The sequence below is a fragment of the Christiangramia echinicola DSM 19838 genome (genome assembly GCF_000423065.1).
Lineage (GTDB): Bacteria > Bacteroidota > Bacteroidia > Flavobacteriales > Flavobacteriaceae > Christiangramia > Christiangramia echinicola.
On the sequence record NZ_AUHG01000011.1, the window covers coordinates 870,996 to 894,020 of the forward strand.

Below are 23,025 nucleotides of genomic sequence, written 5' to 3' on the forward strand. Positions count from 1 at the left end.
CATTTAAAAATTCTATTGATAGATAGGCACTTTAAGACCTATATAAACATCGGCAGTTTTACTGGAATCAGATAAAAGTGTGGTAATTGCTGAAGCAGAACCAATTGTTACCGGTCCTAATCTAAATCCTGCGCCGGCTGAGAATCCATCATACTGTCTTATTCCCATTGGTAGATAAAAACTGAAAATTTTGGTTTCAAATCGGGGCGTGATAGAAATGGTATTTATAATTCTGTTTGCTTGTTTCTTATCCTCATTTATCAGCGATAAAGAACCATTTAGACTTAAATAAATTCTTTTTCGAATTTCATAATCTGCGAGGAAATGTAAAGCCGTTGGTAAATTAATCTTACTATTTACGATCTGTTCGGTACCATTATAGTTTTCATCAAGGAATTCTTCAATAGTCTGATCCTCGAAATTACCGGTTTCAACACTATTATTCAGATCGTAGTTTGTGACTTCAGAATCATTATATGAGATGCTTCCAATATCTGTAATAGAAAGTCCTAGTTTAAACTTGTATTTATTATCTTTTTTGGAAAGCGAATCTGGAGCAGTTGAGTTTCTATACTCATAAGTAAATCCAAGGTCTCCTCCAAAACCGGATGTCGTATTTTTAAATTCGATATCGTCAGTATCAAAGTCTGTAGCCAAACCATAATTTAGCGATCCCATGGTGGTTAAAATTTCGTTTGTGCCATTATAATTTCCCATAAGAGATGGCGTGTTGGCAAATACGCCTCCGGCACCTGCTAAGTATTTTAAGGTAACACCCCCTTTAAGGAAATGTACATCCTTTTGCATCAAAATTCTCCCATAAGTAACCCCGATTTCTCCCCACGCATGCACTGTTCCAGTAAAGTTTTCCATGTTAAAATCGAAATTGTCGCCTGAGTCAAAATCTTCAGACAGGCTTTCATACAGATTGCCATTAATATTATTTAGATTGAGAAAAGTTCTCACCCGGGTCGTAACACCCAAACTATGTATAGGAGCCAGGTTGAACATAAAGGAAGGCCCAAGGATATCAACATTTAGGAAAAACTGGTTATCTTCTTTTGGGTTCTTTTCCATGGAGTCCTCAAAATCAAAACCTTCTTCAGAATCTTTAAGGCTGCTTAGGTCGATTGCAAAATAGTCGCTTCCGCCAAACGCGCTAATAGAAAGAATGTTTATGTCTGTTTTCATTCGGCTATCAACAACGCTTGAAGGATTTAGAATTATTCCGTGAACGCCACTATAGTTGTCAATTCTGTGACCTATATACGATTGCGCATTAATGGTTATAAAATTCAAACCAAAAATCAAACTTGTAAAAATTAACTTTTTCATCCTCTTATAATTTAATTCTTAAACCGAAAATTACTTTATAAAAGAGGAGCAAAGAATACCCTGATATAGGTATATTTTAAATTGAAGAAGGAGATAGTTTTTTCCTGATATAGTCGATAGAATAGACCGTAATAATTGATATTGCTGCCATTGTTCCTAAACTGCCACCGAAACCATCAAAAAAAGAGCCGGTTAATAGATATAATATGGAGAATATTAATCCTGAAACTCCAATGATCCAGAATCTCTTTATTACTCTGTTTGTGGCCATTCCATTAAAAGAAGCACCCATTATTACCAGAGGAATATTTACAGTTAGATTTTCATTTAACAAGGCTGGAAAAAAATGAAAAAGACCACCTGCTATTACGGCAATTAAGGAGGATGCCAGAACTCCACCTAGTTGCAATTTGTTGTTCAGGTAAAAAGTAGAAATAGCTCCAAAGACTCCTGCTACAAGTATGATTAGCGTATCCATATTATGAGAATATAAAAAGGATTAGAAAGGATATGGAAACTCCTCCAAAGGCAATAGTTCCCAGTTTACCGCCAAAACCATGCAGAGTGTTTTTTGAAATTATCAGGATAAGTCCGCTAATCAAACCTGCTGCCCCTATAAATGGAAATCCTTTTGCTATAAAAGGAGCAGTCATACCGGCAAATGCCCCACAATAAATTGCTACAGGTAATTCTCTCAAAAGATCTGACCTTCGGTTTAAATAGGGGAGTGCAGAACTAATTAATCCAGTGATCCCGGCAGCCAGGACTGCATCTAATTTGATTTCTACGGTTAAATAATAGGTAAAAATAGCGCCAAGGGATGTAAAAATAACCAGAAGTAAATCTATTTTTTTGTAGATGGATCCTACTGCTTTTACTTTTTTAAAATAGAACAAACCCATTAAAATTGAAATTCCTGATAGAATTAAAATTGAAACCGGGTTTTGTTGATTCTCTTTGAAAGCAGCGGCAAGAAATGCGAAATGCATTGAGAGGAATATAAAAACAGGGAATTTCTTAATTAGGTGCCGCACGAAGGTTTGGTTTATTTCTTCAGAATTAGGTGTGCAAAAATGGGAATTTTTATGGTTTATTAAGGTACATACAAATCGGAAAAAAACGAATAAAAAAAGGCCACTTAGATAGTGACCCGATTTTATTTATGGTTTTATTCCTATAATCCCAGGACGTCCGTTCCCTGTTTAAAAACGATGTCTACAGGAATATCCTTTTCAGTTAACTTATCCAAAGAAACCTGTAGATCATTACCTATTTTTCCGGTTTCATTTAGTAATTTTCCAGTTCCTTCATAATCTCCATCACCCTGAAGTACAAGAATATCGTTAGATAAAGAATCTATTGCATCTCTGAACTTCTCCATATCTACTTTATATAATCCTTCTTCATTTTGAGTGAAAGCTCCTAATTCTTTAAAATAATTGAAACGTACCATATTTGCTTTTCCGTGGGCGCTTGAAGCGCCAAACCTTACAGATCTAAAGATACTCGCCAGGAAGGTTACGTAATAATCCATTAATTTGGCATCCTTAATTTCCCCTTTATCATGAAGTTTCGTGATCATATAAATTCCTAGAACATCAGCCTTCCCTTCTTCCAGAGCGCCTGAATGTTCTTTGAGCGCTTCTCTAACAGTTCCTTTTTCGTTGATGGTATTCTTAATCCCCAGACCGTGAGCTACTTCGTGAAACATGGTATTGGCAAAAAATGCATCGAAAGTTATATTTCCTCTTTGCTCTGGCACTATTAATTGTTCTGAAATTGGTACAAGGATCTGGTCATATTTTGCCTTCATTGCATTCTTCAACTGAAGTCTTCTACTGCCGTATTGCTGCTGTACCTTTTCATCATTAGGCAGATTAATGGCAATGGTTTTACTTCCAGAATTACAATCGCCGGCATAATAAACCACATCGTAGGCATTCAGGTCTGAATCAGTGCCCGGACTGTCTTTTTTATATTTGGCATCTACAGGAAGCTCCTTTTGAAGCATCGGCAGAAAGGAAACATATTTTGCCAGGCGTTCGCTCCATTCCTTATCTTTTATCAATACATAGGTTTCAAAGGCAGCTTTATAACCGAACAACCTATCCTCATAGGTTTCAATTGGCCCGGTGACCATATCTATTCTATTATTTTTCATCTGCATCCAGGCTACATCACTTTCATAATATTCGTCTGTTAGAAAAGCTTCTGCCCTAAGGTTAAGGTATTTTTTAAGACCTGGATCTTCAGCAAGCTCGGCGGCTTGCTTTAAAAGATCTGATGCCTTTTGAAGTTTTTCAGGAAACATTTCATGATACCATACAGACTTTAAATTTCCTTCTTCATCTCTTCGAATGAAGGTGTAAAGACTCTCTTTATTTTCGATATCGGCCTGATTGAATTCATCTTTAGACATATCTGCGGGATAAAAATTGGCTGCCTCCGGTTTCTTATCATAATTTGTTAAAAATGGTTCCAGATTATTCAATCGATCCCAGGGACCATAATTGATATGAACATATTCAGAAGCGAGATCATCTAGCTTAGAAACAAGCGTATCACGTCCTCCGAATGCCTGATACCAGAATAATTCATCGGTTATCCTGGCAACTTCTATAAGAATTGGAATCATCTTCTTTTCATTCTCTGAAAGGGCAGAAAGGTCTGTAGTAAGTTCCACTTCGGCATATTGATCTACCAGTTCACTGATGTCTTTTTCAGATTTAATGATTTCAGTATCCTCAGGAATAATTTCAGATTCCTCATTAGCTTCATTTTTGCAACCTGATAAAACTAATGCGGAAATGAATAATGAATATAAAACGTACTTGTTCATTTACTTCGGTTTTGATTATACGATCATAAATTTAATGTTTTCAAATGATATACCTCCGGAGGTATTTTATCTAAATGTTGTCTACCTATTTTGACTTTTCTAATTGAAATTGCTCACTAAAACCGAAGGGATCGAAATCCCAGATAAGAGGGAGCATGAAATAAACCATTGCTGTTAGAAAAAGAATAGAAATCAGGTTCATAAAGATCCCGGTTCTTACCATATCCGGGATTCTTAAATATCCTGAACCAAATACTACTGCATTTGGTGGTGTGGCCACAGGTAACATAAAAGCACATGAGGCGGCAACCGTTGTGGCAACTAAAAGCATATATGGGTTCAGATTCAGTTTTAATGCAATTGGTGCCAGGATTGGAAGCAACATGGCGGTAGTTGCGAGATTCGAGGTGAGCTCGGTTATAAAATTTACACTAAAAATTACGATCAATATCAATAATATTAACGGTAAAGTATCAAGCATAGTCATTTGCATTCCTATCCAACGGGCTAACCCCGAAACTTCGAAACCTGAAGCCAGGGCCATTCCACCTCCAAAAAGAAGAATAATGCCCCAGGGTAATTTAACTGCCTCTTTCCAGTCTATAATTCTATCTCCATCTTTTCCACAACTTATCGTGAATAAGGTTATTGCTGCGATCATCGCTATGATCGTATCGTCTATTCCCGGCAGGAATTTTTCAAGAATAAAAGATCGGGTGATCCAGCAAATAGCCGTTAATACAAAAACTATCATAACAATTTTTTCTTCCCTTTTCATTGGACCTAGTTCTAAGACCAACCGCTGAATTTCCTTTTTTCCGCCAGGGAATTTGTTATGTTTAAAATTGAAAGCAAAACTGGTTATATAGTACCAGGAAACTATAAGCAGGGTAATAGATATGGGAAGTCCAAATTTGAGCCATTGGAAAAAGCTGATATCTATATTATAAACTTCCTGAATATATCCCGCAAAAACCAGGTTTGGAGGAGTTCCTATTAGTGTCGCGATTCCGCCAATAGATGCACTATAAGCAATACTTAGCATTAAAGCTTTTCCGAAGACCTTGGTTTCATGATTTTTGGTATTAGGATTGTCTTTAAGCTGTGAAACTATAGACATTCCAATTGGTAACATCATTACCGAAGTGGCGGTATTAGATATCCACATTGACAAAAATGCCGTAGCGACCATAAAGCCGAGGATAATATTTCTAATATTGGTCCCAATTAAATTAATAATATGAAGCGCAATTCTTTTGTGCAGGTTCCATTTTTCTATAGCTATGGCCAGGATGAAACCACCCATATAAAGGAAAATGTATTTATGACCATACGAAGCCGTTGTTGTAGAAAGGTCTAAAGCTCCAGTTAATGGAAATAATACAATAGGCAGTAATGCGGTAACTGCGATAGGGACTGCTTCGGTAACCCACCATAATGCAATCCAAAGGGTAGCGCTTAAAACATCCCATGCAGATTCAGGCATTCCCTTGGGTCCTTCTATACTTTGTAGAATTAGAAATAATAAAGGACCCAGAATGAGGAATAAATTTTTCTTAATTCTCATAAATTAAAAATCGAATCGCTGAGGTCCGCTTCGTCGAATATCTTCATTCGCTTCTGCCTCAAATTTTTCGAAATTCTTTCTGAAAGCATTAGATAATTTAAATGCTGCGGTATAATATGCTTTGTCATCATCCCAGGTAGCACGAGGGCTCAATACCTTATCTGGAACTCCTGGACAGCTTCGAGGCTGGGCCACTCCAAATACAGAATGAATATGATATTTTTCATAAGAATATTTAGGATCCAGTTCGCCATCTAATATAGCATTTACCATCGCCCTGGTGTACTTCAGTTTTATACGACTTCCTACACCATAAGCACCACCGGTCCATCCGGTGTTGATCAACCATACGTTTGCCCCGCTCTTATCTATTTTTTCGCTCAGCATTTCAGCATAGACCGCAGGGTGTAATGGCATAAATGGTGCTCCAAAACAGGCCGAGAAAGATGGTACAGGATCAACGATGCCGGCTTCAGTTCCCGCAATTTTTGAAGTGTAGCCTGAGATAAAATGATAAGCCGCTTGATTTGATGTGAGTTTTGAAACGGGGGGCAAAACTCCAAACGCATCGGCGGTTAAAAAGAATATATTTTTAGGATTTTCTCCAACAGAAGGTTTCTGGATATTATTAATATGATGAATAGGATAACTTACCCTTGTATTCTGGGTAATAGAAGTATCGGCAAAATCGACCTTCCCGTCATGAATAATTACATTCTCCAGGAGAGATCCTTTTTTAATAGCATTAAAAATATCCGGTTCCGACTCTTTATCCAGGTTTATAACCTTAGCGTAACAACCTCCTTCAAAATTGAATATCCTGTCATCTGGAGTCCAGCCGTGTTCGTCATCGCCAATTAGTTTTCTGGAAGGATCTGCAGAAAGTGTGGTTTTTCCGGTGCCAGATAATCCAAAGAATATAGCTGTGTCATCGTCTTTACCAACGTTTGCAGAACAATGCATAGGTAATACATGATGCTCTACTGGTAGAATAAAATTAAGAGCTGAGAAAATTCCTTTTTTGATCTCTCCGGTATATCCTGTACCGCCAATTAGTACCGTTTTATCTTTAAAACTGATCACGGCAAAATTAGACTGCCTTGTATTATGTTTTCCAGGATCTGCTAAAAAACCAGGAGCATCTATTACAGTCCAGTCTTTTTTGAAGCTATCCAGTTCAGCTTTATCAGGCCTTAGAAACATATTATAAGCGAAAAGGTTGCTCCATGGATGTTCTGTAATAACTTCAAGGTTTAACCGGTATTCTTCCAGTGCCCCGGCGTAGGCGAATCTTTTAAAAACATCTTTATCCTCTAAATAATTGAGAACTTCCTGTTTTAACTGAAGATAATCTTCAGTGCTAAAAGGCATATTAATTTCTCCCCAATCAACTTTATCTTCAGTAAGCTCATCTTTAACTATAAAACGATCCTTAGGGGACCTGCCGGTAAATTCACCAGTATTAATGGCGAGGCTACCAGAATCGGTTATTTGGCCTTCATTTTTATCAAGGGTTATATTAGTTAATTCTTCAGGGTCTAACTGAAAAAAGACTTTAGAATTTGAATTTTCAGTATTCATACTTTTAAATTTTTGATAATTAATGCTTAGCAATATGTGTAAATTATTACGAAAACCTTATAGTTTAAAGTTTTTTAATGAATTTTATCAAGATTTAACGAATCCTGTTTTCTATTTATAGCCTTTTCTATTAAAATCACCCCAGATCATAGAAGGGAATTCAGCTTTTTAAACCATATTTGAAACCCGGTTTAAATAGACCAGGAAAAAATAATTAATCTTAAATAATAGTAATGTCTAAAACAAAACTTACGGTTCTAAGTAACGGATCTTTAAAAGTTCAGGGTGATTTTGAAATAGTAGATAAAGAGGGTAATGTATACGACCTTGGAGGTAGAGAACAGGTTTCACTGTGTAGATGTGGATTATCTAAAAATAAACCTTTTTGTGATGGAGCTCACAGAAATCATTTTGAGCATAATGCAGAAGCTTTTGATCTTCCGCCAAAAAAATAGTAGCTAATAAATCATTAAACGAGCATTTCTCATTAGAGTTATGCTCGTTTTTATATTCAATTAGAATAAAAGTAAAATTCTCAAAATTAACTCGAATACAATCCCAAAGGGATCTTCAACATAACACATCTAATATGGCTTCTCATTTGGATAATATTCCCTAGTAGGCATGCTTTGTTGTCCTCCGTAGGCTACAATCTTATCTATTAAAGCTTAAATATCCGGCTCCTGAACGCAAAAATGAAATAACCCAGTATTGAAAGGATTAAATTCTGGTGCCTCTTTTTTACCATGAGGAAAAGAGAATAATTCAATTCCGATACCATCTGATGTATACATATGAGTAATTTCAAATTGCTCCCAATATGCTTTTGGAGCTCTCAGTATGAAATAGCAGTTTTTTATCTCCAGCCTAGATTAATTTGTAAAGAATCCATTTAATTTCGAATTACTTGTACACTATAATAAATGCCCAACTTTCTCATCAGAAAATTCTTCATTTTTTAAGTTGAAATTAATGACACTTGTCGTAATCTTGCGCGTTCAAAATAAGAAATACCTGTTATAGTATTCTGATATTTAGAAAGTAGCAATTGTGTATATACGAGTGTGCTAAAACTCTACACTATTAAATCTTAGAGAATTGCAATGCGTTAATATATAGTGCATTACAAAATGGCACGTGGATTGTTATGTCCGAGTGGGGTCACTTAATTCAGGTAGGCTCTATGAAAATCAACTTTTATTAAAGTTTAAAAATGAAAATCAATAAAGATCAAACTGGTAATTCTTCTTCGGTAGAGAAAAAAAATTTAAACGAGAAGCCATTTTTTAATAAGGAGGAACCGGACTTAACTAGCCCAAAGAACATGAAAGGGGTGTTGGTTAGAGCTATAAGCTTTATTATCCTGCTTATTGCAGCGTATATTGCTTTTACCTTGCAGAGTGACTTTGCACAATATCGCCTCGATAGGTTTAACTCCTCCTGGGGATTTGCATTTTTTATAATTGCCGCCGGGTTATTTCTTTTCAAGGCAGGTTTCTTTTTCTATAATCTTTATCTGTATTTTAAATATAAACCTGTAGAGGGTGTTGAGGACAATAACTTACCAACCACTACGGTGATTGTTCCGGCTTATAATGAGGGAAAACAGGTTTGGGCTACTTTAATGAGTCTGGCCGAGAGTGATTATCCGGAAGAGAAATTACAGTTACTGGCAATAGACGACGGGAGTAAAGATGACACATGGTACTGGATGCAGGAAGCTAAAAAAGTTCTTGGATCCAGGCTGGCTATTTATCAGCAACCGGTGAATAAAGGAAAACGTCATGCCCTTTACCGTGGTTTTAACCTAGGTAATGGGGAAATTTTTGTGACGGTAGATAGTGACTCTATAGTAGCAAAGGATACCTTGAGAAATCTTGTGAGTCCGTTTGTTGTAAATAAGAAGTGTGGTGCTGTTGCAGGAAATATCCGGGTGCTGAACAACGAGCAAAAGGCATTGCTGCCTAAGATGCTAGATGTAAGTTTTGTTTTGAGTTTTGAATTTGTTCGTTCGGCTGAAAGTACTCTTGAATCTGTATTATGTACTCCTGGAGCTTTGGCGGCTTATAGAAGTGAAGCTGTGTTTGCATGCCTTGACGACTGGATCAATCAGACTTTTATGGGTAATCCCTCAGATATAGGGGAAGATAGAGCCATGACCAATATGATCTTGAAACAGGGATATCATGTTCAATTTCAAAGAAATGCGTATGCCTATACAAATGTACCTGAGAAATATACCGGACTTTATAAGATGTTCATTAGATGGGGTAGGAGCAATGTACGCGAGAATCTTAATATGGCTAAATATGTGTTTACAGATTTCCGTGAGGGTAGAAAACTGGGGATAAGAATTTTATTTCTGAACCAGATATTAAAGTTAATAATGAGCTATCCAGTAATATTATTGATGTTCTTCTTCATTTTTACTCATCCCATATTATTCCTGAGCTCAACCTTATTGAGTATCCTAATCTGGTCTAGTTTCCCGGTATTATTCTATGCAAAACGTTATAAACTATCAGAATCATTCTGGGCGTATTCTTATAGTCTTTTATATACCTTCGGATTGTTCTGGATAACACCTTATGCCATTGCTACAGCTAGTAGAAGAGGTTGGTTAACCCGTGAACTTACAGATAAAAAATAAGCAGAATTTAATTTTAATAAAAAAGGGAATCGATTAAGGGTTCCCTTTTTTTATGGTTGAAAAATAAATTTGGACCTGTAATCGCTTCAGCTTCTGGAAGCTAAATTTTTTGTTGATTTTCTATCCTATAAGCAAGTAAAAAGGCAGGTTTAAAAATTTATATTTGGCGTCCTAAAATAAAATGACATGAGCGTAATTTGGTATGAGTGTAAGGTGAAATACAGAAAAACACACGAAACAGGAGAACAAAAAGTGACTACAGATACATATTTACTGGATGCGGTTTCTTATACAGAAGCAGAATCCAGGATCACTGAAGAAATGAAGGCCTATACCAGCGAGGATTTCAGGATTATGAATATCAAGGTTGCGAACTTTTCTGAAGTTCATCCATTTGAAAATTCAGATAGATGGTTCAAATCCAAAGTATCCCTGATCGCATTAGATGAAGAAAGTGGAAAGGAAAGAAAATCGAACATCTATTTACTTGTTCAGGCCAACGATGTAAAGGAAGCTTTTGAAAACACCACTCAGGCGTTGGAAGATACTATGGGCGATTATACTATTCCATCTATTACAGAATCACCTATTTTAGACGTCTTTCCATATTTTACAGGGGAAGAGGAGCAACTAGAAAAATTTAATGTGCTGGAGACTTCTGAAGTGGGAGAAGATGCTGAAGCAGATAAAGAAGAAGAACAGAAGCACGAGGAAGCCGAAGTATAGGTTTTAGCTATAAGGCATTTTATAATAAGCATCTGGATGTTTCCAGGTGCTTTTTTTATGTTGTTTACTTTACTTCACCACAATAGACATTTACATCAAAATTTGATTATTTAAGATCATGAATAACCTGTTTTGAGTATTATAGTGTATTTTTAGTAATCTGCATTCTACATTAAATGATGAAAGAAGTATCCATCTATAGCCAATTTTATAATCTACTTTTTGCTGTCTTTTTAATTTCAGTTATCGGATGTCAGAATAAAAAGACTCCAAAAAATGATGGTGTGGTTTCAAAATTAAATGGATCTACCATAACTGAAGAATCAAAAAAAGCAAACCCCAGTTTCTATGCTGAAGGGATTCCAGTTTACGAGAAATTTAAGGATATGGAGCCTTTGCTAAACGTTAAAAATGATACAACTTATGTAGTTAATTTCTGGGCGACTTGGTGTAAACCCTGTATAAAAGAAATCCCTTATTTTAAGGAATTAGATTCTACTTATAAAGATCAAAAGGTGAAACTGGTGTTGGTAAGTCTGGACTTTCCGAAGGATGTGAAAACTAAACTGGTTTCATTCGCGAAAGAGCAGCAGATCGAATCTAACGTGGTAGTACTTCTTGACGGTAAATATAATGATTGGATAGATAAAGTATCGCCCCATTGGTCTGGCGCTATTCCTGCGACATATGTTTTTAACCGGAAACGTAAGGAATTATTTCAAAGAACCTTTGAAAGTACCGAAGAGCTTATAGATATAGTTGAACCATTTTTATAAACTAAATATATTCGTGATGAAAAAATCATTCTTACTAATTGTTGCCGCTTTATTTTTGATGTCCTTTAGCGTACATACGATCTGGAATAATACATCAGCGCCCTGTAATTACGGAATTGAAATAGGGGATACAGCTCCCGATTTCAATCTTAAAAATATTGATGGAAAGATGTATTCTTTCAACAATATAAAAGATGCTAATGGCGAAGATCCAAAAGGTTATATCCTTGTTTTTACCTGTAATACCTGTCCATATGCCAAAGCAAATGAAAATCGTCTTATAGAGCTTCATAATACCTTTTCATCAAAAGGCTACCCTGTGGTTGCGATTCAACCTAATGATCCGGCAGTACAGTCTGGTGATAGTTTTGAGGCAATGAAGGCAAATGCTAAAGAAAAAGGATTTCCTTTTTTATACCTTTTTGATGAAGGCCAGAAAGTCTTTCCTCAATATGGTGCCACTAAAACACCTGAAGTCTATTTAGTTGACTCTAATAAAGTTTTAAGGTATCATGGTGCAATTGACGATAGTCCTCGAGATGAATCTGGTGTAGAAGAAAAATTCGTAGAGGAGGCAATTAAGGCACTTGAAAAAGGCAATCAACCCTCTACAACAACTACTAAAGCCGTGGGTTGCGGTATTAAAACCGCTTAAAAAAAGCACATTCTAGAGAGCAGGTTCCGTAATTGGTACCTGCTTTTCTGTCTAGAGTTATTTCTTAGATATTGATGAATAGCCTCCATGAAGGTCGTAAACCTTCTGAAAACCATTTTTCTTCAAGATCTTAGCTGCTTTAGCACTTCTTCCTCCAGCCTGACAATACACATAAACCGGCCTATTTTTGTCCAGATCTTTAAGACCTTCCAGAAAAGTTTTTTGTTGGTTGTAGTCCAGGTTTATTGGGTTATTTATCACGCCCGCAGCGAATTCCTTCTGGGTACGGACATCAATAAACTGGACATCATCATGATTTGTACAGGATATAAACTCGGCAGGAGATAAAAGTTCTATCACATTATCTTCCTGAGCCTTTGCACCGAAAAACGAACTGAATAAGGACATGATCAATAATACTTTTTTCATTGTTAGATCTATAACTGAATATTTATAAAGTTCTGAATTTATTTAGAAAGAAACCTGATTTACTTACAATTATCTAGAAATATCAGAACTATTTCTGAGTAGAAGGACATACATAATTTGTAACCTTAATACCTGCTTCTTTTATCGCTTTATAACCTCCCTTTACATCAATTAAGTTATGAATTCCACGGCTCTTTAAAATAGAAGCTGCGATCATACTGCGATAACCCCCGGCACAATGAATATAGAATTCTTTATTTTCAGGATATTCAGATAAATGTTCATTTAATTCAGACAGAGCGGTATGCTGAGCTTTTTCAACATGCTCAGCCTGGAATTCCCCCGGTTTTCTAACATCGAATACCGGCGCATCGGTATTTCGCTCCAGATCTGTTTTAAATTCTTCAGCAGTAATAGATTTTACAGTATCTATTAGCTTTCCTGCATTTTTCCAGGTTTCGAATCCACCTTCAAGATATCCCAAAGTATTGTCGAATCCAACTCTGGAAAGCCTAGTGATCGCTTCTTCAATTCTATCTTCGTTACCTATAAGAAGAATAGGCTGTTGCACATCCTTGATAAGGTCTCCAACCCATGGCGCAAAACCACCATCCAGACCAATAAATATCGATCCCGGAATATGACCTTCTGCAAATTCACCCTGGTGACGAATATCAAGCATTACTGCTCCAGTTTCATTAGCGGCAGCTTCGAAAGCTTCAGGACTTAAGGCGCTTCTTCCTTTTGCCATTATTTCATCAATATCCTTATATCCTTCTTTATTCAGTTTTACATTCATCGGGAAATAGGCCGGAGGAGGTAGTAAGCCGTCTGTAACTTCTTTTACGAACTCTTCTTTCGTCATATCTGCTCGGAGGGCGTAATTCATCTTTTTTTGATTCCCCAGGGTATCTACAGTTTCCTTCATCATATTCTTTCCGCAGGCAGAACCGGCACCGTGAGCAGGATATACAGTAATATCATCTGCCAGCGGCATGATCTTATTTCTAAGGCTGTCATATAAGGTTTCTGCGAGTTGCTCCTGAGTCATGCTGGCTGATTTCTGAGCAAGATCTGGACGTCCTACATCACCTAAGAAAAGAGTGTCGCCTGTGAAAAGGGCATGATCTTTTCCATCCTTATCGCCAAGAAGATAGGTAGTGCTCTCCATAGTGTGACCTGGCGTATGTAGTACTACAAAAGTAATTTCTCCTAATTTAAATTCCTGAGCGTCTTTTGCAATAATCGCCTCAAAGTCTGGATTAGCATCTGGCCCATAAATAATTGGTGCTCCGGTTTTTTCTGAAAGTGTTACATGCCCTGAAACAAAATCTGCATGAAAATGAGTCTCAAAAATATATTTGATCTTTGCTCCCGCATCATTTGCTTTATCGATATATGGCTGTACTTCACGAAGTGGATCTATAATTGCCACTTCGCCATTGCTTTCTATATAATAGGCGCCCTGGGCAAGACAACCTGTATAAATTTGTTCTATTTTCATTCTATTGTATTTCAGACTAAAGCTTTCTCATCATTATAGAAAACCTTTGGGTATCTAATTTCAGCTTCAAATATAAAAAGGGATTTTTAAGTATTACGTAACTTAAATTACATTCCATCTTAATAGTGCAGAATATCTTTTGATATAGCCTAAATTTTTCTCACGCCTTTAATATCTTGCTATCTTTAATTTTTTAGAAATAGAGAAAACATAAGCCTTTATGCGCATTATCAATGCCCACCAGAATAACCTTAAAAATATTGATCTAAGTATTCCTGAAAATCAGTTGATTGTTGTGACCGGCCTTTCTGGTTCCGGGAAATCATCTCTGGCAATGGATGTTATTGCGAATGAAGGTTATCGCTATTTTCTGGAAAGTCTGCCGGCATATAATCAGCAAAATGCCCAATCCATCCCTACTGCAGAGGTTGATGATATTGAAGGTTTGCCGCCGGTAATAAAAGTAGAACAATCTAAACGCTTTCAGTCAATAAATACCACTTTTGGTACGCTCTCTGAACTTGCAGCTATTTTCAGAATCTTATTTGCCCGTTATTCCGGAAAGGAGAAAATGAGTAAATCTCTATTCTCTTTTAATCATCCCAAAGGCGCCTGCGAAAAATGTCGTGGAATTGGTGAAGCAGAATATATAGATCTGGATAAACTTGTGGGAGATGAAAATAAAACGCTGCGTGAAGGTGCTATTACCACTACTTTACCAAATGGATATATTGTTTATTCCCAGATCACGGTAGATGAAATGAACAAGGTATGCCAAGAACATGGCTTTAGCGTGGATATCCCCTGGAAAGATCTTACTGAAGAGCAAAAGGATGTGGTTTTAAATGGAAGTGACCGAATTAAAGTCTTCTATGGAAAACATAGTATTGAATCCCGACTTCGGTGGAAAGGTTTGAAGGCAAAGCCTCGTGAAGAAGGTTACTATAAAGGCATGCTTCCTATTATGAGTAACATTCTAAAATTGGATAGAAATAAGAACATATTAAGGTTCGTTAGTTCCCATGTTTGTCCCAATTGTAAGGGTGCACGTATAAAAAAGGAGCATCTGAAGTTCGAATGGGATGGACTGAATTTTAAGGAATGGATGGATCTGCCTTTAAATGATCTATATGACAGGTTAAACAGCCATAAACTGAGTGATGGTGAAAAGGTATTAGTTGATAAGATATGCACACAATTGTTTGATCTTATAAGGCTTGGAATGGAAGAATATAGTTTGAGCACACCGAGTTCAGATATTTCTTCAGGGGATGCACAACGTATAAAACTTATCAAACAGGTGAATTCTAATTTACAGGGAATTCTTTATGTATTTGATGAACCTTCCATTGGTTTGTCTGAGGAATATCAAAAGTATTTACGTCACATTCTTAACCGGTTAATTAGTCGTGGCAATACGGTAATGGTCGTAGAACACGATCTGAATTTTATCAGGACTGCAGACTGGATCATAGAATTAGGTCCTGAAGCCGGGGTAAATGGTGGTGAAATAATTTTTAATGGACCAATCACTCAATTTTTAGATACAAAAGAGCTGAAAAGTCCAACCTTAATTGAATTAAAGAAATCTAATTCCATTTCTCAAAATGAGTCAAAGTCAGAGTCGTTAAGTTCATTTCGGCCTGAACATGGAGAATTGACCGTTATCAGTAGAAAAACAAACGAGATACTTGAGAAGATCACTTTATTTACCAGGAAGAAGGATTTGAAAGAAATAATAGTATCAGATCAGCCAATTGGTAAAACACCCAGAAGTAATCCTGCTACCTATACTGGTTTGGCAGATAAGATTCGCGACCTGCTAGCCAAATCTCCGAAAGCGAAATCTCTAAACCTTGCTAAAGGAGCTTTTTCATTCAATAATAAAAGTGGAAGATGTGAAACCTGTGAAGGAGCAGGGGTTATTACGCTTTCCATGAACGTGATGGGTACGATAAACCAAGTATGTCCTACCTGTAATGGTAAGCGATTTAAGCCTGAAGTGTTACAGGTTCACTGGAATCAAAAAAATATTGCAGATATCTATGATCTCAGTATTGAAGAAGCTAATGCTTTCTTTTCAGAAGAGAAGAAGATCACCAAAATTTTGTCTTTAATGTTACAGCTGGGATTGGGCTACATCAAACTTGGTCAGCCTTCAAATACTCTGTCCGGAGGGGAAGCTCAGCGAATAAAACTAACCAAGCATTTTGCTAAACAATCAAAAAATACGCTTTTACTGCTGGAAGAACCGAGTATAGGTTTACATCAGAAAAATGTTAGGCAGCTTATTGCAGCATTACATAAGCTAAAAGAACAGACTGCAGGAATCATCTGTTTTGAAAATCATCCGCTTTTTAAATCTTTATGCGATACTCTGGTGGATAATGCTTTAAATACTCAGGTGCAGGACCTGAAAGTACCTGCAGATCAGCGTAAGGATATTATATCTGTAAGAGGTGCAAGGACTCATCATCTTAAAGATCTGGACCTTGACCTTCCGAAGAATAGATTATCTGTAATAACGGGGATTTCAGGTTCAGGTAAATCTTCACTAGCCATCGATACATTGCATGGATACGGTCTCCAGGAAATGACCAAACAGTTTTCATCTTATCAGCAATCCAGAGTTGGGGTGAATTTTCAAATGGAGGTAGAGAATGTAGAAGGACTTAGTCCTACGATTTGTGTAACTCGAAAAGAGAAAAGTTTTACTGAGCGCTCAGATATTGCTAAACAAACGGGAATCGAAAAGATCCTACGTTTTGCCTTTTCAAGGAAAGCACAGTATGAAGGCAAACAATTATCTGCCAGCCATTTTTCAAATAATCATGAACTTGGAAAATGTGCTATATGTGATGGTTATGGAGAAGAATTGCTTCCCGATACTAATAAGTTAATCCTGGATGAGAACAAGAGTATAGCACATGGTCTCTTAGAGCACAACAAATCATTGTCTTATTATGGCCATGCAGGAAGTCAGTATATGGCGATCGTAGGGGAGCTAAGTAGTAAATATGGATTCACCCTGGAAACTCCTTTCAAAGATCTTACGGAAAAACAAAAGGATATTTTGTTTAATGGTACGGGTGAAAAGGTTTGGGAAACGAGCTGGAAATTCAAAACCAAAACCCGGGAAGGAGCTCAGGCAATTAAAATGCCGTGGGAAGGGCTTTTCTATTATTTAAAAGACGAATACTATAAGACTAGAAAGAATAAGAATATTGAAAAGCTTAAGGCACTTTTCTCTCCGGCAGAATGTAGTCATTGTAATGGAAGCGGGCTCAAGCCGGAACGATTAGAATTTCAAATAGGAAAAAGATCTATTCATGAGATCAAGCTGATGGATTTTAAGACTTTAGAAAATTGGATTTTTAAAGATGACCACGAAGAAATAGATCAAAAGCTTATTTCTAAGATCCAGCCTCACTTGATCAATACTATCAAAAGAGCCAGGCAATTGCATATAGATCACCTGCAACTCAATCGTAGATCTTCTACTCTTTCCGGAGGAGAAAACCAACGGGTCGCACTTATAAAACAACTAAATAGTCCGTTGAAAGGAATCACTTATCTGTTAGATGAACCTTCAGCAGGATTGTCTAATGATAATATTCCCGACCTGATCAATATTTTAAAGGAACTTATTGAAAAAGGAAATACAGTTGTAGTTATTGAGCATAATAAGGAGATCATACTTTCCGCAGATAATTTAATTGAACTTGGGCCACAAGCCGGAAAGTTAGGCGGATATATTACCTATGAAGGCACACCCGAGGATTTTATTAAAAAAGACAATTCTCATCCTTTTTTGGAAACTGAATCTAAACCTATCAATTTAGTAAGAGGAGAGCAAAATATAGAAATAAAGCAATTGTCTAAACATACTTTAGTTAGAGACTCCTTGCATATTGCCGTAGGTGGGATAACTGCCATAAGCGGAAAATCTGGAATTGGGAAGACAACATTGGTAAAAGATATTTTAATCCCCAGTATTAATACTCGAAAGCCGGTTAATTGTGAAAGTATAGACCTGCCAAAGGAATATTCTGGTGCTTATTATTTTGAGTCTAAAAAACTAAGTACTCATCGCAATACCTTGTTGGTTTCATATTTAGATCTGCTAAAGAATATTAGTAAGGTCTTCGCTAATGAAACAGAACTCAAGGTTCGTGACTTTTCGTATAAGAATAAATCGAGTCAATGTGCTAACTGCAAAGGCAAAGGCTATATTGAAACCAGTCTGGATGTTGTAGCGAATTCTATAGGAAAATGTGAAGTTTGTGACGGGCAGCGGTTTCAAAAAGAGATTCTGAAGCACTCGGTAGCATCTAAAAATATTGCTGAGGTACTTGCTTTGAATATTGTGGAGTTAATACAATGGCTGCAAGAAGTTGAGGCATCTACAATAAATCTTCAGATCTTAGAACAGCTGGATGAAATTGGTTTGGCTCATTTAAGCCTGGATCAGCCAGTGCAATCACTTTCATCTGGGGAGAAACAACGACTATTGTTGCTGAACTGGCTTCAGGAAGAAAATTCCGATTCCCTTTATATTTTGGATGAACCGAGTACCGGTTTACATTACGCCGATATTGATCTTCTATACGCGATTCTTAAAAAACTTAGCAAAAGTAACGATATTCTTATCATAGATCATAACCCTTATTTATTAGAGAAAATAGGGGTAGGGATGGTTCTAAATTGATTCTTTATTATGTTCTGACATTGCAATTTCGATATCTTCTTTTATGAATTGCTTATAATGCTCATAACGTAGAAATATATCTCTCACGTAATTATAGGGTTCAGAACCTCTGGCATAACCATGTCTAACTACCTCGTCGAGATAGTATTTCTTTTCAGATAATTTCAGAATATATTCTTCCACATTCTCATCCCAGATATTAGGATCTTTACCATGCTTTTCTGCGAGACGCATGGCATCAAGGACGTGACCGGGACCGCAATTAAAGGCGGCTAAAGTGAATTTAACTTTCTGGATAGAATCTTCTACAGAATCAAATCGCTCACGAACCCTGTTTAAATATTTCACCCCGCCTTTTATATTTTGTTGGGGATCAAAACTATTACTAACACCAACTTCCTTAGCTGTTTCCGGCATTAGTTGAATAAGTCCGCTGGCTCCGGCCCAGGAAACAGATCGAGGATCAAATCCGGACTCCTGATATACCTGGGAAGAGAGGAATCTCCAATCCCAACCTATATCTGAAGCGTAATTTTTAATGATATCATCATATTTACTGATCTTGTTGCTATTCTTACTGTAAAAATCACTCTGGATTCTTCCCCGGTAAGACTTCTTGTTTTTGAAGTATTTATTGTAGATCACATAATACTCATCTCTTTTTTTCTCCTTGGTAATCCAATTATTTATGGCTTTTAGTAACTCGGGAGAATTCTGTCTAACTGCCCAGGCAATTCGCTGAGCAAAGGAAATCCTGGTATCAATATCTAGAACAGGATAGAAAGTTTTGTTGATAGAGGCAATGTTATAATCTGCTACGGTTCTTTCAATTTCACCATCTACCACCATTTTAATTATTTCATCTGTGGTAATATTTCCATCTATATATTCCACCGGAATTTCAGAACCCATCTCGTCCTGTAGATTTTTAAGTCTCTCAGCATACGAGGAGTTTTCCCTGACCCATACGGTATCATTCATTAGTTCAATGGTATTCGAGATCAATTGCCTGTCGATCTTATATCCAGGTAAAGATCTCCAGTTATCTGGCATTTTCTGAACCAAAGTTTGATGGGTTACGTAGTGATTTTTGGTGAAACTAACCAGTTTTTTTCTAGGCTCGGTTATGGTAAGCCCAAAGGCAATAAGGTCACCTTCTCCGTTATTAAGCATATCAAATAGATCATTGATATTGTCTGCTACGGTTATTTTTAGTTCCAAGTCCAGATCCTTAGCTAAACGGGATAATAACTCATACTCAAAACCCATTGGAGTTCCTTTATATAGAAAATAGCTGGTGGAATTATAAATGGTTATTGCATGTAAAACGCCTTCTTCCTTGATGGTTTTAAGATCTTTGGCGATGTTATATGGTGGATCTACCTGATTATTGCTGAAGAAACCACTATTGTTACCTGAACCTCCACTCCCTTTTGAGCAGCCTGAGAGTACTATTAAAAGTGCAATAAAGTAGACGTAGGTTAATCTATCCATGACGGATAAATTACAAATAATTATAGTTCTTGTTTAAAAAATGTTAAAAAAATTTAATTCCTCTAATTTGGATGGGATCTAATAAGGCCTGAATAGTTCATACAAAAACCGAAGTAAACGCAATAGATTATAGGTATAACTGTTTAAAATTAAGAAAGGAGCTGAATGGTTTAATTCAGCCCCCTTTATTATTAAATAAATATTATAATACTAGGATCTCACTGCTTTTTCAATATCAGTTTCTCCTGAAAGTATTTCAAAAACCTCGTTATGACATACCTGCTCACCAAGTACTTCAACCAGGGTTTTAGCTACATCTTCCCGCGGAATTTCTCCCATCTCGTTAAGTTTCCTGTCCAGTTTTATTTTTCCTGAACCCTTATTATCATTTAATGCCCCTGGTCTAACGATGGTATAGTTAATACCATTAGACTTTAAATACTCATCGGCATTCTGCTTAGCTTGTAAATAATCTTTCAAATCCTCACTAATAGTAGGATTGTCGGCTCCCATAGAACTCAACATTACAAATTTGGAAACTCCAGACTTTTTTGCGGCATCAGTTAGTTTTTTAGCACCTTCCTGATCAACTCCTTGCACATTTTTCCCTTTAGAACCTGCAGCAAAGATCACTTTCTGCATATTATTAGTGGTTTGGCTCAAATCTCCTTCAAGGTCTGCAAGAATAGAAGTAATATCATTTTCCTCAAATTCTTCCTTCTGTTCTTTTTTACGAACCATTGCAATTGGGTTATAATTCACAGATTTTTTTAAAAGATCAATGATGATTCTTCCCGTGGTACCATTGGCACCGGCTACTAATACATTTTCCTTATTCATAATTCTTCTTTTCAAATATTAATTTCATTATTTATTCCTGGCAGTTTATGCCATGCTAACGATTACCTTTCCTTGAGCTCTTCCCGTTGCTAAATATTCGAAAGCTTTTACGGCATCATCGAAAGAATAAACGAGATCTATACTTGGTCTAATCTTACGATCTTCCACCATTTCTTTGATCTCTTTTAGTTGTTCTGCATCTGGTTGCATCCAGGTATGCTTGTAATTAGCTGATTTTTCTTTAATTAGTTTGCTTAGTTTTTCAGGTAGCTGATAATTGTCTATTCCCATTTGTTTGGCAGAATCAGCATCTGGTGGACCTACTATTGTAGTAATACTACCGCCTTCTTTAATAATATCGAAGGCTTCAAAAGTAAAGTCATCACCTAAAGTATCGAATACAATATCCAGATCCTGGGCAACCTCTTTATAATCTTCATTCTTATAATCAATAACTCTATCGGCTCCTAAGGCTTTCACCCAATCAAGATTGGTACTGCTGGTCGTCGTATAAACGATAGCACCTTTTGCTTTTGCATATTGTACAGCAAAACTTCCTACTCCGCCAGATCCTGCATGAATTAAGATCCTATCATCCTTTTTTAATCCCACTTTCTCTAGTGCCTGAATGGCAGTAAGGCCGGTTAGGGGCAGGGATGAGGCTTTTTCAAAAGTTACATTTTCAGGTTTATGTGCCACTACACTGCTGTCTACAGTTACGAATTCTGCTACCGTACCCATGTACTCCTGTGGCACCCTAGCGTAAACTTCATCTCCTACTTTAAAGTTTTTTACCTTAGAACCAACCTCTGAGATTTTTCCGCTTACATCGTAACCAATGGTCACTGGAAGATCAAGTTGAAGTAATTCCTTTAAGTGTCCCTGAACTATTTTATAATCTATAGGATTCAGTGCAGCGGCTTTAACCTCAATTAAAATTTCAGAATCTGAAATGTGTGGTTTATCAATTTCAGCAAATTTCAGGCTATCTTTTATTTCTCCGTATTTAGTTATTTGTAATGCTTTCATAATTATTCATTGTTTTCGTCGACAGAAGAAGTTTCAGAATTTCTGGAAAGTATATTGATCCAGGAATCCAGAGTTTTTTTCAGAAGAATAATATCTGAAAGTTCAACCTCGTCATTAGTTAAAGTATTTAATAGGTTTTGCGGAATAGAGGAAGCCTGATCCTTAAGGGCTTCTCCCTTTTCTGTAAGGTTCACTAACACGGTTCGTTCATCGTCAATTGAACGACTTCGCGTTAAAAGATCATTTTTCTCCATACGTTTTATAAGAGGAGAGAGTGTATTAGTATTTAGTAATAATTTACTGCCAATCTTGTTTACAGATAAGTTGTTTTCTTCCCATAGTACCAGTAAAACCAAATACTGAGTATAGGTTAATCCAAGTTTATCCAGGTAAGGCTTGTATGCTTTTGTGATGAGTCTGGAAACCGAATAAATAGGAAAACAGATCTGATTTTCAAGCCTAAGTTGTTCTTGCTTTTCCATTTGCTATTCTTTTGAGGTTCTCCATGCTTTCCATGCCCCGGTAGACCATAGAGCCCAAGCTATAAGTACCGGTTGAAAAAACAATCTGATGAGTCTTGCCCGGTCTGAATCTAATACTCCAAAGGCATCTTTACCTTCCAGGTACTGGGCAACATTTCCCGGAAATATCAATACGAAAAATAAAGCCAGCAACCATCCAACATTTACACGCTGATTCTTCCAGAATAAAAGACTGAGACCTATGATCATTTCTATAATTCCTGATAGTATCACCACGAGGTCTTTATTCAAAGGAACCCAATCTGGCACCTGACTCTGAAATTCGATACGGTTAAAAGTTAGATGACTAAAGCCGGCATAGATCATAAAGATCGCAAGGATGACCCTGAATACTTTCTGTAAAGTTGATG

At 36.7% G+C, this 23,025-nt stretch carries 19 protein-coding genes and 1 pseudogene; 6 read left to right on the top strand and 14 right to left on the bottom strand.

What is annotated here, in order from left to right; translation table 11 throughout:
* Positions 1–12: 12 nt before the first annotated feature.
* From G530_RS0108970 to pckA, 6 genes are all read right to left on the bottom strand, one after another.
* Positions 13–1,335, bottom strand: coding sequence for a DUF5723 family protein (locus G530_RS0108970; RefSeq protein WP_026934213.1), 1,323 nt, complete (start codon positions 1,333–1,335; stop codon positions 13–15).
* A gap of 76 nt (positions 1,336–1,411) precedes the next feature.
* A complete protein-coding gene (locus G530_RS0108975; RefSeq protein ID WP_026934214.1) occupies positions 1,412–1,813 on the bottom strand; it encodes a hypothetical protein in 402 nt (133 codons plus the stop codon).
* A gap of 1 nt (position 1,814) precedes the next feature.
* Positions 1,815–2,324 carry a hypothetical protein gene (locus tag G530_RS0108980; protein WP_051199741.1) on the bottom strand — a complete coding sequence of 170 codons (510 nt, stop codon included), beginning with the start codon at positions 2,322–2,324 and terminating at the stop codon, positions 1,815–1,817.
* Between the two features lie 185 nt (positions 2,325–2,509).
* Complete coding sequence (locus G530_RS0108985; RefSeq protein WP_026934216.1) at positions 2,510–4,174, bottom strand: dipeptidyl-peptidase 3 family protein; 1,665 nt, start codon at positions 4,172–4,174, stop codon at positions 2,510–2,512.
* 85 nt (positions 4,175–4,259) lie between these two features.
* The gene (locus tag G530_RS0108990) at positions 4,260–5,741 is read right to left on the bottom strand and encodes an SLC13 family permease (protein WP_026934217.1); all 1,482 of its coding nucleotides are present in this window, start codon (positions 5,739–5,741) and stop codon (positions 4,260–4,262) included.
* Positions 5,742–5,744: 3 nt separating this feature from the next.
* Positions 5,745–7,322, bottom strand: coding sequence for a phosphoenolpyruvate carboxykinase (ATP) (pckA, locus tag G530_RS0108995; protein ID WP_035716054.1), 1,578 nt, complete (start codon positions 7,320–7,322; stop codon positions 5,745–5,747).
* Between the two features lie 233 nt (positions 7,323–7,555).
* Here pckA and G530_RS0109000 point away from each other — a divergent pair, with 233 nt between their 5' ends.
* Entirely contained in the window at positions 7,556–7,777 is a 222-nt protein-coding gene (locus tag G530_RS0109000) for a CDGSH iron-sulfur domain-containing protein (protein WP_026934219.1), read from the top strand.
* Positions 7,778–7,909: 132 nt separating this feature from the next.
* On the opposite strand, the pseudogene G530_RS17825 reads toward G530_RS0109000, so the two are convergent.
* Positions 7,910–8,140 (bottom strand): annotated as a pseudogene (locus G530_RS17825) (VOC family protein); the annotation flags it as partial.
* A gap of 395 nt (positions 8,141–8,535) precedes the next feature.
* Here G530_RS17825 and G530_RS0109010 point away from each other — a divergent pair.
* The 4 genes from G530_RS0109010 (at position 8,536) to G530_RS0109025 (ending at position 12,129) form a co-directional block, all read left to right on the top strand.
* Positions 8,536–9,972 (top strand): glycosyltransferase family 2 protein, encoded by a 1,437-nt coding sequence (locus G530_RS0109010; protein ID WP_026934220.1) that lies wholly within the window; start codon positions 8,536–8,538, stop codon positions 9,970–9,972.
* Between the two features lie 186 nt (positions 9,973–10,158).
* Positions 10,159–10,698, top strand: a complete 540-nt coding sequence (locus G530_RS0109015) for a DUF4494 domain-containing protein (RefSeq protein ID WP_026934221.1) — start codon at positions 10,159–10,161, stop codon at positions 10,696–10,698.
* A gap of 176 nt (positions 10,699–10,874) precedes the next feature.
* Entirely contained in the window at positions 10,875–11,474 is a 600-nt protein-coding gene (locus G530_RS0109020; RefSeq protein ID WP_051199742.1) for a TlpA disulfide reductase family protein, read from the top strand.
* A gap of 16 nt (positions 11,475–11,490) precedes the next feature.
* Positions 11,491–12,129: a thioredoxin family protein gene (locus G530_RS0109025; protein WP_026934223.1), complete on the top strand. Its 639-nt coding sequence runs from the start codon at positions 11,491–11,493 to the stop codon at positions 12,127–12,129.
* Positions 12,130–12,186: 57 nt separating this feature from the next.
* Here G530_RS0109025 and G530_RS0109030 read toward each other — a convergent pair whose 3' ends face one another.
* On the bottom strand, positions 12,187–12,558 hold the full coding sequence (locus G530_RS0109030; protein ID WP_051199743.1) for a rhodanese-like domain-containing protein: 372 nt from the start codon (positions 12,556–12,558) through the stop codon (positions 12,187–12,189).
* Positions 12,559–12,646: 88 nt separating this feature from the next.
* Complete coding sequence (locus tag G530_RS0109035; protein WP_026934225.1) at positions 12,647–14,062, bottom strand: MBL fold metallo-hydrolase; 1,416 nt, start codon at positions 14,060–14,062, stop codon at positions 12,647–12,649.
* 220 nt (positions 14,063–14,282) lie between these two features.
* On the opposite strand from G530_RS0109035, the gene G530_RS0109040 reads away from it, so the two are divergent.
* The gene (locus G530_RS0109040; RefSeq protein ID WP_026934226.1) at positions 14,283–18,770 is read left to right on the top strand and encodes an ATP-binding cassette domain-containing protein; all 4,488 of its coding nucleotides are present in this window, start codon (positions 14,283–14,285) and stop codon (positions 18,768–18,770) included.
* Here G530_RS0109040 and G530_RS0109045 read toward each other — a convergent pair.
* The 5 genes from G530_RS0109045 to G530_RS0109065 form a co-directional block, all read right to left on the bottom strand.
* Positions 18,762–20,264 carry an MltF family protein gene (locus tag G530_RS0109045; protein WP_035716058.1) on the bottom strand — a complete coding sequence of 501 codons (1,503 nt, stop codon included), beginning with the start codon at positions 20,262–20,264 and terminating at the stop codon, positions 18,762–18,764. The genes G530_RS0109040 and G530_RS0109045 overlap by 9 nt on opposite strands.
* Positions 20,265–20,474: 210 nt before the next feature.
* Positions 20,475–21,104, bottom strand: a complete 630-nt coding sequence (locus tag G530_RS0109050) for an SDR family oxidoreductase (protein ID WP_026934228.1) — start codon at positions 21,102–21,104, stop codon at positions 20,475–20,477.
* Positions 21,105–21,149: 45 nt separating this feature from the next.
* On the bottom strand, positions 21,150–22,133 hold the full coding sequence (locus G530_RS0109055; RefSeq protein ID WP_026934229.1) for an NADP-dependent oxidoreductase: 984 nt from the start codon (positions 22,131–22,133) through the stop codon (positions 21,150–21,152).
* Positions 22,134–22,135: 2 nt separating this feature from the next.
* A complete protein-coding gene (locus tag G530_RS0109060; RefSeq protein WP_026934230.1) occupies positions 22,136–22,615 on the bottom strand; it encodes a MarR family winged helix-turn-helix transcriptional regulator in 480 nt (159 codons plus the stop codon).
* Between the two features lie 3 nt (positions 22,616–22,618).
* Positions 22,619–22,981: a DoxX family protein gene (locus G530_RS0109065; RefSeq protein WP_422678746.1), complete on the bottom strand. Its 363-nt coding sequence runs from the start codon at positions 22,979–22,981 to the stop codon at positions 22,619–22,621.
* Positions 22,982–23,025 lie beyond the last annotated feature (44 nt).

Excerpts from the sequence above, each read along its gene's own strand:
- G530_RS0108985 (WP_026934216.1), bottom strand. The coding sequence starts at position 4,174 with ATGAACAAGTACGTTTTATATTCATTATTCATTTCCGCATTAGTTTTA.
- G530_RS0109035 (WP_026934225.1), bottom strand. The coding sequence starts at position 14,062 with ATGAAAATAGAACAAATTTATACAGGTTGTCTTGCCCAGGGCGCCTAT.
- G530_RS0108970 (WP_026934213.1), bottom strand. The coding sequence starts at position 1,335 with ATGAAAAAGTTAATTTTTACAAGTTTGATTTTTGGTTTGAATTTTATA.
- G530_RS0109065 (WP_422678746.1), bottom strand. The coding sequence starts at position 22,981 with ATGATCTATGCCGGCTTTAGTCATCTAACTTTTAACCGTATCGAATTT.
- G530_RS0109045 (WP_035716058.1), bottom strand. The coding sequence starts at position 20,264 with ATGGATAGATTAACCTACGTCTACTTTATTGCACTTTTAATAGTACTC.
- G530_RS0109060 (WP_026934230.1), bottom strand. The coding sequence starts at position 22,615 with ATGGAAAAGCAAGAACAACTTAGGCTTGAAAATCAGATCTGTTTTCCT.
- G530_RS0109000 (WP_026934219.1), top strand. The coding sequence starts at position 7,556 with ATGTCTAAAACAAAACTTACGGTTCTAAGTAACGGATCTTTAAAAGTT.
- G530_RS0109010 (WP_026934220.1), top strand. The coding sequence starts at position 8,536 with ATGAAAATCAATAAAGATCAAACTGGTAATTCTTCTTCGGTAGAGAAA.
- G530_RS0109025 (WP_026934223.1), top strand. The coding sequence starts at position 11,491 with ATGAAAAAATCATTCTTACTAATTGTTGCCGCTTTATTTTTGATGTCC.
- G530_RS0109015 (WP_026934221.1), top strand. The coding sequence starts at position 10,159 with ATGAGCGTAATTTGGTATGAGTGTAAGGTGAAATACAGAAAAACACAC.
- G530_RS0109030 (WP_051199743.1), bottom strand. The coding sequence starts at position 12,558 with ATGAAAAAAGTATTATTGATCATGTCCTTATTCAGTTCGTTTTTCGGT.
- G530_RS0109050 (WP_026934228.1), bottom strand. The coding sequence starts at position 21,104 with ATGAATAAGGAAAATGTATTAGTAGCCGGTGCCAATGGTACCACGGGA.
- G530_RS0108990 (WP_026934217.1), bottom strand. The coding sequence starts at position 5,741 with ATGAGAATTAAGAAAAATTTATTCCTCATTCTGGGTCCTTTATTATTT.
- G530_RS0109020 (WP_051199742.1), top strand. The coding sequence starts at position 10,875 with ATGATGAAAGAAGTATCCATCTATAGCCAATTTTATAATCTACTTTTT.
- G530_RS0109040 (WP_026934226.1), top strand. The coding sequence starts at position 14,283 with ATGCGCATTATCAATGCCCACCAGAATAACCTTAAAAATATTGATCTA.
- G530_RS0108975 (WP_026934214.1), bottom strand. The coding sequence starts at position 1,813 with ATGGATACGCTAATCATACTTGTAGCAGGAGTCTTTGGAGCTATTTCT.
- G530_RS0109055 (WP_026934229.1), bottom strand. The coding sequence starts at position 22,133 with ATGAAAGCATTACAAATAACTAAATACGGAGAAATAAAAGATAGCCTG.
- G530_RS0108980 (WP_051199741.1), bottom strand. The coding sequence starts at position 2,324 with ATGCATTTCGCATTTCTTGCCGCTGCTTTCAAAGAGAATCAACAAAAC.
- pckA (WP_035716054.1), bottom strand. The coding sequence starts at position 7,322 with ATGAATACTGAAAATTCAAATTCTAAAGTCTTTTTTCAGTTAGACCCT.